The following is a 12403-nucleotide window of genomic DNA, read 5'->3' as shown; positions in this document are numbered from 1 at the left end:
GAACGTCGCATTGAACGCTTAGAAATTCTGCTGTGCCAAAAAGTACATAAAGGCGAAGATATCTCTCAATGTCTGCAAGTTTTGGAGTACTTGAAAAATTGTACGACTCACCAGAAGTTGGAGTCTGTTTTCTTTAAGCGAGTTCAGCCTCAACTGACTTTCAACTGCTGGCAAATAATTGGTCAGGCTACTTTAATCTCAATAGTCGCTATTTCTTGCTGTTTTGCCATATATAAAATAGCTACTTCACCAATATCTAATAATTCTTCGTCGGAATTATCTCTTGGCAAAGAATTATCAAAAAACACCCCACCACACAGTAAAAAACATCATAGATAAACACAATGACAGGGCGGTATATTTATAAGAAGAATTCAGAAGTCAGGAGTCAGAATTCAGCATGAATTCTGTACGAGTGGTTCATAAATATTGGGTAAAACCGTACTTCGTCCCGCTACGCTAACGCCCGAAGTCAAGCGAAAAAATTAAAATATTCTTCCTGAATTAAAACTTCATCCCTTCATGGGTGGAGTATTCTGACTCCTGAATTCTGACTCCTGACTCCTTTTTATTTACTGCACTGCGATTACTGACTATGGTACTCCATCAACAATCTCTAAAATCTTTCAAGTTAACGGAGTAAAAAGGCAGTTTATGAATATTTACTTTCATGCCCAAGGTGAGACGATCGCTTTTTTTTCACATATTCAGGTCAAATCACTGCATTTGATGGATAAAAACTTTCTTTACAGCGTAACTCACTTACTTTAATAAGAGGTGTCCTTGTCGAAAGGCAAACTGTCTTCCGGCTCAAAGTTACGCAGGTCTTGCTCCATCTGCTGCCGACGTTGAACGTATGTTCTACTGTTTCCAATCCTCCCTTCCATCAACCATTCACCAAAGTTGATGCCTTGTTCTACGTGAGCGGCAGACATTTCATTGTAATCATCAACCTCCATTTTTTTACGCCACTCAAGCTGTGCTAGGGCACTTTCACTGATGCCAATTTGACGAGCATATTCTACATATTCAGGTCTGAGAGAACCATCAGGGTTAAATTCCACCAGCGATAGCATCAGCGTAGGTATAATCAACAATCAAGTGACAGCACTGGAGGCATTAGAATCGGAAATTGAGGTACTTAAAACTTACGGTACCTTAGAACAACAATCAACTTATTTAGACCAAGTTTCTAGTCATTATAAAGTCCTATTTGAGCAAGAACACCAGAAAGAGCCAAAGTTAATCCGAGAAGAATATAAATCTTATATGCAAGGGTTTGTTGAACTTGCTTTGGGTCAAAGAACTCCAGAGATTATTCAGCAGGCAATGGATGTTAACCGCCTGATGTACCGAGAAATGATCGGTGAGGGGTGTTATCAAAACCAAATAGCGGTTGATTTATTCAAAAGTGCTAAAAAACCTGAGATGGATAAAATCCGGGAAAACAGCCGCTACTTGTATCGTGATGTTAATTATATTAAAGATAAGAAATTAAAAACAGTTTATTTAAGTACAGGGATAACACCAAAAGGTTACTCACCAGTAGAATTATTAATTAGCCAAACCAATAAATATTTCCAAGAATCACAGTTAGAATCGCGTCCTATCGTCCAGTTTAAAGACTTATTCAAAAGAGTAGAATTTACACCACAGCAAAAATTTGCAGCAGTTGCCGCCAAGTACGAGTTTGATCGGAAATTCAACGCTGCGGTTCGTGCCTCAAGGCGGCGAGAAACAGAGTCTGGCCCTAGCGCAATTGTTCAAACAGATTCAGGAACGCAACTCGAAATTACCAACCTCACCCGCTACGGGCATCCCCTAATCTGGAAAGCGCAGACACTTAATATTCGCCTAGATGAGATTAAATTCACAAACAGTGAACGCCCCCATAAATTATTAGCAGTTGCACAGATAGATGATGAGATTGGGGAGGATAAGAAACCCGTATACCATAAACTGGGAACAGTTAGCCAACAGTCGGTAAGTGACCACAACCTCAAACCGGGGATGACTACGCAGGGAGCTAAAGTAATAGAATTTAAACCAGAACTTACTAGAAGTCAAATTAAACTACTCTTTGCCCTAGCGCAAGAGATGGCTCTTGTATTTTACGCCTCTATCCCAGAGTCAGAAAAACTTGCATCTGCCGCCGCCACTTGGGACATCTGTGCATCACGCCAGGATGATCTTGAAGTTGCAAGAAAAGAGAGTACTGAGTCATCAAACATTGATAAAAAAGTCTCTAATTTTGCTTTCACTGCTTTCCCAACTGAGATTATTTCTTGCTTAGATAAATTGCAATTTACTGAACCGAAGTTAGTCACACTTTTGAATGAAGCGAATCAATTTTTGGGTCGAGACTGGAATCCCACCGAAAAACACCCGATAGAAATCAGAGCCTCTCACCACCCAGTTGGGCATGAGCGCCATGTTTCCAGATTGTTATTTGTCCAGGATAGTGACGGCGAATACAAGGAATTCGCCATGTTAGGAACCAGAACCGCACAGCTTCCCATTGGTACGAAAGCACAAGCAAGTATGGTTGGGGTAGAACCTGCCACTGCCAAAGCAACTATTGGACTGCCAGGAAACGAGCCGATTGAAATTACTATCCGCGAACTCAAGAACTTCTCTTATGCAGGACTTGTTTTTAACGACCAACCCGTAAATTTAGAGTTTGGTACTGTGCCGGTGACTGACAAAACAGTGAAAATCAAACTTGATGGCAAAACTCTGGGTGAGTTAGACAGTGATTCTGTCCAACAGTTGAAACAAGTTGATTACCTAAAAAATGGTAATCCCCTCAAATTAAAACTTACTTCTATCTCTGAAACTGGAGATCAAGCTTTTGTGCTGGGTGAATCTCCCAATGGGAATCTCCTCAAAATTAATAAAATTAACTTTTATGATTTTTCTGGTCAGACATTTAATGATCAAGATTACCGAAAACTGACTATCGAAACCTCAGCTTCTAAAACTAGAGATGCTGTATTTTTGAATGGTGAACCCCTGGGAGTGTTGCACTTCAAAAAAGACAAAGACGCGCTCAGACAGCTTGGACTACTCAAAACCGGACAACTTACATCCGCGACCGCGATCCTTGAAAGTAATTTCTCTGTTATTTGCGCTCAAATTGACCCTAATACCGTTGAATATCCGCAGAAATGGACGAAGGAATTTCAGGCTTTTGGGACTCAATCAGTTAACCCTCAGCAACTGTATATGATTGAGAGTAGTGCGAAAATTCTACATCATATTAAAGAGCGTCCTACTTTCTTATTTTCTACCCAATCAAACAAAAAACTTGGAGTCATGGGCTTGGCTGTTGACAACCATAAAGCTGAGACTGTGACTAAATGGTTAACTGCTCAAAAAGTTGAATGGCAGCAAGTACCAATGGAAGATGTTATCAGAGAAACTAAAAAAGGTCTAGCGGTATTTAACTTGGTTGATAGCTCCATCCCTGCCAAAACTTTGGAGAACATGACCAAGAAATTCGGGGCAATTATTGAAACGGATAGTGACTATCAACAAAGAGTTAATTCCCTCGCCACACGACCACAGTTTTTGAAACCTCCATCTCAATCAGCATTGTCCCCACCTCAACAAAGCGCTCAATTCCACCCAAACCAAGAGGTTCAAAATGTCGCCCCTCCTGTCATCAAAGGCAAACCGATTCCGATGAACTACCCATTAATGATGCATGGTGACACCAATCTTTTATCCGTGGATACTTGCATTGATGCGATGAGAGGATATGGTCGGACTCATACCACTAGAGCTTATCAGCCATACAAACAGTATGGATTTAAACAGGGTGATATAGCTCTAGCTACAGGCATTGATAAACAAGTCGCCTTTCGAGTCGGGAAACAGTATCAAATCACACCCTCTATGATTGCTGACCCTGTTTATCAACAGCAGTGGGCTGATATGGAAAAGCACTCACCCAAGGCATTACCAGAACTATTCACGGGTAAACAGCAGGTGTGGGGGCTGCACTTAGAGCCTTTAGGAGATTATGTGGAGGGTTTTATAGTCCCGTTTCCTGAAACACAAAACAGAGCCGTACCCAACCAAGAAGTCCAACCTCAATCAGTTACTATTGATGACTTGAGAAATTGGTACAATGCCGCAGATAAGTTAGGGAAGTCGGAAAATTACAAAAAGCGCATTGTGGAAGTGGCAAATGGGTTTAAAGCTGGTGAGCAATTATCAGCCGAAGCGTTGACAGTAATAAATAAAGATACATCTGAGCTTGAAGTCATCAGTCGGCTGACTCAAATTGCTCAGAGAATTGGCATGATCTGGGGTAAGTCTAATGAGAATGGCACTCAATTTCTTGGAAAAATTTATGACTTGGCTTTCAATACCCAGCAGAGGAATTTAACTATTTCGCAGAAAAATGGAGAGGTAATTTTCAACTTGCAATCTGGTCAGGTGCAGACTAATAAACTAACTCCACAGATATTGCAAACTTTTGAGGATGCTAATACTCAAATTGATAAAATATTAGCTAAATCTCAAACACAACAAATAGACTTACAAAGATAGATTGTAAGAATTCAGCACCCAGGAGTCAGGAGCCAGAATTTATCAGGAATCTAGAATGATTGATATATTTATTCATCAAATGTTCTCCTGATTCTTTAACTATTCAGTCATTCTGAATTCAGAAGAACTGAATTCTTCCCACAAAATACGACAAAGAATTTCGTGCCAAACTTGGTTTACGGGCAAATGAATGAATTATTGATAGTAGACCCTTACCACTTGAGTTCGAGCGCTACAAATCTTAAACCCGGTTATACGAAGTAAAATTATAGAAGTTAAACACTCTTGAAAATGACCGACGCACCTTTCCCTAACCGACTAGACCGTATTGAGCAAATAATCTTGGGTGTAGCTGAAAGACAAGCAAACACGCAAGCACAACTGGATGTACTCAGTCAAGAAATGAGAGAGCTTACCAGTAACGTTGACCGTGTTCTGGGTCGTAGTGCAATTTTGGATGATGTGTTACTTGAGTTACGTGATAGCCATGAACAACTTTAGTGCTGTTTTTGAGTTCGTCGAAGGAACGTTTTTTTAGTCTGAGTGGCGATTTTCTGCAAAGTAGGGAGTACCTAAAGCTGTAGGGGGTGTAGATTTGCCCAACTTACCGACTAATGCCAATAAAGCGATCGCATAAGGTAGGATGACTAAAAATTGGTAAGGGATATTTGCCCCTAATGCCTGAATTCGCAGTTGTAAAGCTTCTGTAGCCCCAAATAGCAAACAAGCTAAAGCAGTACCTATAGGATGCCATCTGCCAAAAATTAATGCTGCGATCGCAATAAATCCTTTACCAGCACTCATCCCCTCCGCAAAAAATCTTACTTGTACGAGAGTTAAATAAGCACCTCCTAAACTCGCAAGACAGCCACTAATCACCACAGCGATATAACGAACAAATGCTACAGAAATTCCTGCCGTGTCAGCAGCTTTCGGAGATTCTCCCACTGCCCGCAATGTCAATCCAAAGCTAGTTTTAAATAAAATGTATGTAGTTAAAATGACTAAGATAAATAATAAATATACTAAAAAATCTGACTGAAATAGTAGCGGCCCGATTAGGGGAATATTGGCTAAACCAGGAATAGTAATTGCCCCAATTCCAGATAACTGCTGCGTACTACTGCCACTAAACACTAACCGGGCTAAAAACGATGTTAATCCAGCTGCGACGAGATTAATTGCTAGCCCAGATACCAATTGATCGACACACAAAGTTACACACAAAACAGCATGGAGTAGTCCGACTAATCCACCTGCAATTAAGGAAGCGAGGATACCAAGCCAGGGATTACCTGTGTAGAAAGTGGCAGTAGCAGTAGTAAAAGCACCTGTAAGCAACATTCCTTCTAAGGCGATGTTTAATACACCCGATCGTTCCGAGTACAATCCTCCAAGGGCTGCAAATGCTAAGGGGACGGCTAGGCGTAAGGTAGCTATTAAGTAATCGGAGAAGAAGTTGAGATTATTCATGGAGTTATTTTTAAACGCAGAGGAAGGCACGAGGGAAGCATAAAGTATCGCAGAGTTTTCTTTGTGTTCCTCTGCGTTAAACCTTCTCGTCCCTCTGCGTTTTTACTCTTATTTCTCTTTCGACTGCGAGACTGATAGCAATAAATAACACCATAAACCCCTGAATCGCGTAAACTACTGTAACCGACACACCTGCACTACGCTGCATCACATTTGCACCACTGCGAAGCGCTGCAAAAAACAAAGAAGTCAAAACTACACCGATAACACTACCACGACTTAAAAAAGCGATCGCAATGGCATCAAATCCGTAACCTGGTGAAACTTGTTCAAATAGCCGATATTTCAACCCCATCACCTCACAACTCCCAGCCAACCCAGCTAAACCACCTGAAAAAGCCATCACCAGCATAATGGTACGTTCAACAGATATATGGGCATAACGGGCAGCAATCGGGTTAAATCCCACTGCTGTAATTTGATAACCTAGAGGCGATCGCACTAACAATACCCATAAAATACCTGCGGCAATTAAACCGAATAAAATTCCAGCATGGGCAAGGCTTTGCGGTAAGATAATCGGCAAACGCGATGTTTTAGCAATTAATGGCGAATAAGGACTAGGCGCACCTGTGGCCATTAATGGGTTTTGTACGAGGTAGCTAATTAAATTCACCGCGATATAGTTGAGCAATAATGTAGTAATTACCTCATTCACTCCGCGGATGGCTTTGAGATAACCAGGAATCCAACCCCAAACTGCACCAAAGAAAAATCCTGCCAAAAGTGCTAAGGGGATATGAATCACCGCAGGTAATCCTTGCACATATAACCCAATTAAAGTACTTCCCAATGCACCCAGATAAATTTGTCCTTCTCCACCGATATTAAATTGCCCAGCCCGCAATGCTACTAACACGCCCAAACTAGCGAACAATAGCGGTGTCATTTTGGTGAGTGTGTTACCAAATCCAAAGTAGGTAGAGATAGATTCTTGAAATAAAATGCTGTATGCGGTGATGGGATTTGCCCCAGCAATTAGCATGAGGATAGCACCGATGATAAGGGCGGATGTGATCGCAATTAGGGGTGATAGGATTGGTAACAGGAATTTCATACGATTAGTTGCGATCATTGATTAACCCCCCACCAGCCATCAAAAAACCAATTTCTTCAACCTTCGCCGTGGCTGCATCCAAAATAGCCAAAAACTCACCTCTGTAGATTACGGCAATGCGATCGCTCATTGCCATCACTTCTTCTAACTCAGTAGAAATATACAAAATTGCTGCACCGCAATCGCGTTCTGTTAAGATTCGAGACTGGACGGCTACTGTCGCCCCTACATCTAACCCTCTTGTGGGTTGCATAGCGATAATTAAAGCTGGTGTTTGCGCCAGTTCTCGCGCTAACACCACCTTTTGTTGATTTCCTCCCGAAAGCTGACTTACCTTGATATCAATCCCATTCGCCCGAATGTCAAACTCTTGCATTGCAGCTTGGGCACGATTTGCGATCGCTTCTGGTTGTAACAAAAAACGGCGACAAAATGGCAGATATTTAAAAGCTTTTAAAATCAAATTTTGGGCGATGCTAAATTGCAACACCAATCCCATTGTCTGCCTATCTTCTGGAATGTAGCCCACTGAGGAATGCTTGGGCGTAAACTCAATTTTACCCTGCTTAATAGTCCGCACAAAAGCAATGGCATCAGCTAATTCTCGCTGTCCATTCCCAGCGACACCAGCAATTCCTAAAATTTCTCCCGCCCGCAGTTCAAAAGATACATTATTTACAGCCGGAATATTTCTTTCATCAGCAACTTGTAAATTTTGCACCGATAGAATGATTTCTCCTGGTAATGTAGGACTTTTATTTAACTGTAAACTTACCTCACGTCCTACCATTAATGTTGCTAACTGCTGAGGTGTCGCTGCTGAAGTTAATATTGTTGCTACTACCTTTCCCTGGCGCAAAACTGTTACTGAATCACAGAGATTCATTACCTCTTCTAATTTATGACTGATAAAAATGATTGTGTTACCTGCGGCTGCCAATTGTCGCAAGATAGCAATTAATGATTCTACTTCTGGTGGTGTCAAAACTGCTGTAGGTTCATCAAGAATCAACAACTTTGCTCTCCGGTAGAGAACTTTGAGAATTTCTACCCGTTGTTGTGCCCCAATAGATAAATTTTCCACTTTGGCAGTGGGGTCAATTTCTAATCCATAAGCTTGGGATAATGCGGCAATTTGTTGCTGTTTATCTTGTAAATTTAGCCGCCAAGTTTTCTCCATCCCTAAGATGATATTTTCTGTGACAGTCAATTTCGGTACAAGCATGAAGTGTTGGTAAATCATGCCAATCCCTAATTTAATTGCCTCATTTGGTGAAGTAATTTTTATTGATTGTTCTTGAAGATAAATCTCCCCAGCATCAGGTTGATAGAGTCCACTAATAATATTCATTAAAGTACTCTTACCTGCACCATTTTCGCCTAGTATTGCATGAATGGTTCCAGATGCAACAGAGAGGTTGATATTGTCGTTAGCAATAAAAGACCCAAAGCGTTTGGTAATATTGTTTAAGCGTAAATAGTTCATATTGACTAAAATGATAGTTCGTAGTGAGGACTTTAGTCCTCAAAATCTGGACTAAAGTCCTCACTAGAAAAGTTTTTTAATCTAGTTTACTAAACCTATTACAGTACAGCGTAATAAACCGCCCATTCCAAATCGCCAAAAAGTCTGCCCTGTAAGCTTTTTGGCTTCCGCGCTGCGGTACTATGTTGTTATTTTTTTTACGCAGCGCGTATCTTTCCCAGCTTCTTTACAGTCTTCAAAAACGATTTTTTTATTAACAATATCTTGCTTTGCATTCAATACCTTTTGCTTTACGACTTCTGGTATAATTCCTCCGAATTTTCCTAAAAATAAGATATCTGTTCTTTCTAACCCAATTGTATATATTTGTCCTTTGATTTGTTTTTGTTTAGCTAATTCTGCTATGTAAGCGATGGCTAAATCTAAGCGTTTTACAGCGCTGGTTAAAACAGCTTTTGGTGCAACATCTAATTGATCCTTGGTGTTGCCAAAAGCATATACTCCTTTCTCACCTGCTGTTTGTAAGACTGCGGCTGAGGCATTATCTAACCATTGATAGATGACATCAGTACCAGAAGAAATTAATGCGAGCGTTGCTTCCTTGGCTTTGGCAACATCATTCCAATCACCTGTAAAAGTAGAGGTAATTTGGATATTTGGTTTAACAGACTTTGCTCCTAATTCAAATCCCCGGAGTTCTCCCTCGGTAGCGGGGAACTTCTCTCCAGCAATATAAGATAATTTATTAGATTTAGTGACAGAAGCACCAATAATGCCACACAAATAACTAGCTTGTAGGTGATCTATTCGTAAAGAAGCAATATTCTCAGCCTTAAGATTACCATTCACACCCACAAAAAATGTATTGGGGAACTGTGAGGCGACTTGTTCAATTGCAGCATCAAATTGTCCGCCATGTGCGAAGATGACATTGTAGCCTTTACGAGCAAAATCTGTTAATACTTCTGTTTGATCTGCTTGTGCTACTTTTTCTACATAGGCGGTTTCTGTACCTAGCTTTTGTTTTGCTAGATTAATTCCTTCATAACCAGATTGATTCCAGCCTTTGTCAGTAATCATTCCAGGAAGAGCGATCGCTATTTTAAACCCTTCAGTACCACCCGTTGTTGTCGCTGTTGGTGTCGTCGGCTTATTACTGCAAGCTTGCACCACTAAGCTAGTAGCAAACGCTGCTGAACCAAACAAGATAAATTCACGCCGACTAAAGCTTGTTGTCATACCTCGCCTTCAGATAGATAGTTATTTCAAAACTCTAAAGTCGTAGGTGGTCTTTTAGAAACAATTTCTCCCGGATTTCTCAATCAAGACACAAAAACGTCTCTCCTCGTTTATCATAGTCTGCTTTTACACTTGTTCACTCAGCCGTATTATCTCGTACTCTTTTTCAAAAATCAAATAGGATTCTTATAGCGCTCTTCCATCAGTCTTGGGAAAAGTAATCGCTGCAAGGCTTACGAGACTTCGGTTTTCAGTTTTTAGCTAGATTTTTGAATTTCTATGAGAAAATAAAGCCTCAAACCTTGATTGGGTGATAGTTTCAGTTTTCTGCTTCGATTATTGTTTGATGAGAGTGATGGAAGAGCGATAGTAAAAACCTAGAATTAAAGAAAAGATAAAAAGTTAATCGTGTCAGACTTTATTGAGCTAGGGGTTACAAATCAAAATTAAGGCTGAATGTTTCTCCATCAGAATCTTCTTCTTCCTCCTCTATAAATGGAGTTGGACTCCTTGAAGAGACTTTGTTATCTTCTGTATTAATCGGGGTGAAAGCCGCTTGTTGTGTGGGAAATGCACCCTTCCTGAAAGCAAAATAGCAATCAATGATAAAGTAGAGCGTCTCCAGGTAACTTTTACCTAGTTGCTGTGATTCGGCAAATATCCGCTCACGGTAGCTATCTTTGATCCGAACTTTTTCTGGGGTTAAGTCAAGTTTGTCTGCCATTGCGATCACTTAATAGATGTAGATGCTGAATTCTTGGCAGAAATGGTCTTTGCCATCTCTAAAAGCCCAAAGACATTGGCTTCTACCGGATTGTCCAGGATTTTGAAGCCGTTTTTCTCCAACAGCTTTTTAAATCCTGGTAACAGACAGCCTCCACCAATCGCCCAGATTTCATCCCCCTGGTGCTTGGCATCAAGTGTCAGATTCACCACTTTCTTCAAGTATTTTTCATACCAATCTTTTAAAGAAGCACTGTATATATCTTTGATATCGATGTCACGGCTGTATCGGGTATGCCCCATTTCCAAACAAAATCGGATTTTGGATGGATCTCCGATTTTTCCGCCATTTAAATGTTTCATCTTTTGGGAGATATCATCGATGAGAACTTCTACACCTATAGGGTAAGCAGTGTGAACTTCTCGCTGACCCCGGTTGTAACGAGAATACAGGGTCGTACCATTGCCAAAGTCTAAAATAGTTAGCTTTTTGGGTAATGGATGCCCAAACAATGCACCCATCCCCTCTAGCACAACTTTCAGCACTTCTACTTTTACTTCTGATTGCTTGCCAGCAAGTATTGGCTGATATTCTCCATTGAGTACTTTCTGTAGTTCTGATGCCAGAGCAACATCATGTAAACTGACGACTAATTTTAAGTGCCAAGCTTTACGGTGTGGTAGATGCGCCAATGCACCCAATAAAGTCAATAATGCGTTGTTGACTTTATTTTCATTACTGTCTGTGTTTCGGTCAAAATAATTTCCTGTACGGTAAGCAGACTCTCCAACTGTATAAGCAGTACCGTTAAAAACTACTCGTCCGGGTACATCTTCCATCTCGGCATTAGTTATATAGCTGGGGACACGAACTACTTCAAAGCCATCGACTAAAAGTTTTAGGCTTCCGTAACCGTTATCGAAACCCGCAGGAAAAATTTTTTGCAACGTGTGAATGTTTGACATAAAGACAAAGGTAATACACTTTGATTTGTAAAAGCTATCTGTTCAGATAATTTTGGGGAGTGGGGGAGAGAAAAATAAAATAACTACCCCTTTTTGATCCAGACTCAAGAGTTTATCATAACCCCTTGGGGGCTAAGTGGGGTATAAAATATTAGCCAGTCAAATGTACCCCATATAGCACCTATATATATCCTATATAGGGGTCAAAATATCACCAAAGTCTTGAGCTATTGTTGGGGTATGTATAGCCCCCATATAGCCCCCATCAGGAATTTTTGAAATCTTTTTTATCAACGCAGCAGAAATTAAATTAGATCGTTGTTGACTCTTTGATTTATACTTTACTATCAATTTTTTGTTGAAAAGCAATTCAGTTTTGATCTTTAACTTCTTGCTGACTACGTAACGAGTGGGTTACTACTTGCTTACAGGTTCAGCTTTTTCTACTGAATTATCATTCACACCCAAAGTCAATTCCAAAGGAGTTCTTTGGGGGTAGGTTTTTACCACTTGTCGATAAACTTCATAGTTAGTAGGTAGCGTGTTCTGAGTATTACCCACTCCATAGGTCAGGAAAGTACTTTATATCTTTGATCAATTCAGGTTTACCTACCTCTTCTTGAGGTCTTTTACGTTGTTCAACTTCATCAACACTTGGTCGTGGCGGTAAGGTAGGCCACCATAGCCCTTGGTCATCTGGGCCAACAACTGCTCCTGATGGTTTTACTCCATTCCGATTCACCAGTGAAGTATTAGCAAAGGTTTCAATGCGGGGTCGTGGTTCACTAGTTAGGTTATTAGCATACTTAACTTGCCAGGTGTAACTGGTGAGTGCTGTAGCT

At 40.6% G+C, this 12403-nt stretch carries 10 protein-coding genes and 1 pseudogene; 3 read left to right on the top strand and 8 right to left on the bottom strand.

The annotated features are described in order from the left end of the window. Nucleotides 1-339 (top strand): hypothetical protein (locus A4S05_RS42650; protein WP_084227178.1); only part of this gene is annotated, 339 nt, incomplete at its 5' end. 428 nt (nt 340-767) lie between these two features. Here the strand turns inward: A4S05_RS42650 and A4S05_RS20920 are convergent. Then, entirely contained in the window at nt 768-1097 is a 330-nt protein-coding gene (locus tag A4S05_RS20920; RefSeq protein WP_176727054.1) for a hypothetical protein, read from the bottom strand. Between the two features lie 4 nt (nt 1098-1101). Between A4S05_RS20920 and A4S05_RS20915 the strand changes: the two genes are divergently transcribed. Next, complete coding sequence (locus A4S05_RS20915) at nt 1102-4557, top strand: hypothetical protein (RefSeq protein ID WP_256091059.1); 3456 nt, start codon at nt 1102-1104, stop codon at nt 4555-4557. A gap of 291 nt (nt 4558-4848) precedes the next feature. After that, nucleotides 4849-5058: a hypothetical protein gene (locus tag A4S05_RS20910; protein ID WP_176727053.1), complete on the top strand. Its 210-nt coding sequence runs from the start codon at nt 4849-4851 to the stop codon at nt 5056-5058. A 33-nt stretch (nt 5059-5091) separates the two neighbouring features. Here the strand turns inward: A4S05_RS20910 and A4S05_RS20905 are convergent, their stop codons facing one another. The 7 genes and pseudogenes from A4S05_RS20905 to A4S05_RS20875 all read right to left on the bottom strand — a co-directional run. Then, nucleotides 5092-6030, bottom strand: coding sequence for an ABC transporter permease (locus A4S05_RS20905; RefSeq protein WP_069071727.1), 939 nt, complete (start codon nt 6028-6030; stop codon nt 5092-5094). Nucleotides 6031-6106: 76 nt separating this feature from the next. Further along, nucleotides 6107-7165: an ABC transporter permease gene (locus A4S05_RS20900; RefSeq protein ID WP_069071726.1), complete on the bottom strand. Its 1059-nt coding sequence runs from the start codon at nt 7163-7165 to the stop codon at nt 6107-6109. Beyond that, a complete protein-coding gene (locus tag A4S05_RS20895; RefSeq protein ID WP_069071725.1) occupies nt 7152-8633 on the bottom strand; it encodes an ABC transporter ATP-binding protein in 1482 nt (493 codons plus the stop codon). Before A4S05_RS20895 ends, A4S05_RS20900 begins: the two co-directional genes overlap by 14 nt. A 180-nt stretch (nt 8634-8813) precedes the next feature. Beyond that, entirely contained in the window at nt 8814-9872 is a 1059-nt protein-coding gene (locus tag A4S05_RS20890) for a BMP family protein (protein WP_069071724.1), read from the bottom strand. A 433-nt stretch (nt 9873-10305) separates the two neighbouring features. Then, the gene (locus A4S05_RS20885) at nt 10306-10596 is read right to left on the bottom strand and encodes a hypothetical protein (RefSeq protein ID WP_069071723.1); all 291 of its coding nucleotides are present in this window, start codon (nt 10594-10596) and stop codon (nt 10306-10308) included. Between the two features lie 5 nt (nt 10597-10601). Then, nucleotides 10602-11561, bottom strand: a complete 960-nt coding sequence (locus A4S05_RS20880) for a ParM/StbA family protein (protein WP_069071722.1) — start codon at nt 11559-11561, stop codon at nt 10602-10604. Between the two features lie 417 nt (nt 11562-11978). Next, a pseudogene (locus A4S05_RS20875) lies at nt 11979-12403 on the bottom strand (hypothetical protein); the annotation flags it as partial.

The sequence above is a fragment of the Nostoc sp. KVJ20 genome, from assembly GCF_001712795.1.
In the GTDB taxonomy this organism is placed as follows: domain Bacteria; phylum Cyanobacteriota; class Cyanobacteriia; order Cyanobacteriales; family Nostocaceae; genus Nostoc.
This window is presented reverse-complemented; position numbering and strand designations above follow the sequence as displayed.

Coding starts and splice junctions, on each gene's coding strand:
- A4S05_RS20910 (WP_176727053.1), top strand. CDS start 4,849: ATGACCGACGCACCTTTCCCTAACCGACTAGACCGTATTGAGCAAATA.
- A4S05_RS20905 (WP_069071727.1), bottom strand. CDS start 6,030: ATGAATAATCTCAACTTCTTCTCCGATTACTTAATAGCTACCTTACGC.
- A4S05_RS20895 (WP_069071725.1), bottom strand. CDS start 8,633: ATGAACTATTTACGCTTAAACAATATTACCAAACGCTTTGGGTCTTTT.
- A4S05_RS20900 (WP_069071726.1), bottom strand. CDS start 7,165: ATGATCGCAACTAATCGTATGAAATTCCTGTTACCAATCCTATCACCC.
- A4S05_RS20890 (WP_069071724.1), bottom strand. CDS start 9,872: ATGACAACAAGCTTTAGTCGGCGTGAATTTATCTTGTTTGGTTCAGCA.
- A4S05_RS20885 (WP_069071723.1), bottom strand. CDS start 10,596: ATGGCAGACAAACTTGACTTAACCCCAGAAAAAGTTCGGATCAAAGAT.
- A4S05_RS20880 (WP_069071722.1), bottom strand. CDS start 11,561: ATGTCAAACATTCACACGTTGCAAAAAATTTTTCCTGCGGGTTTCGAT.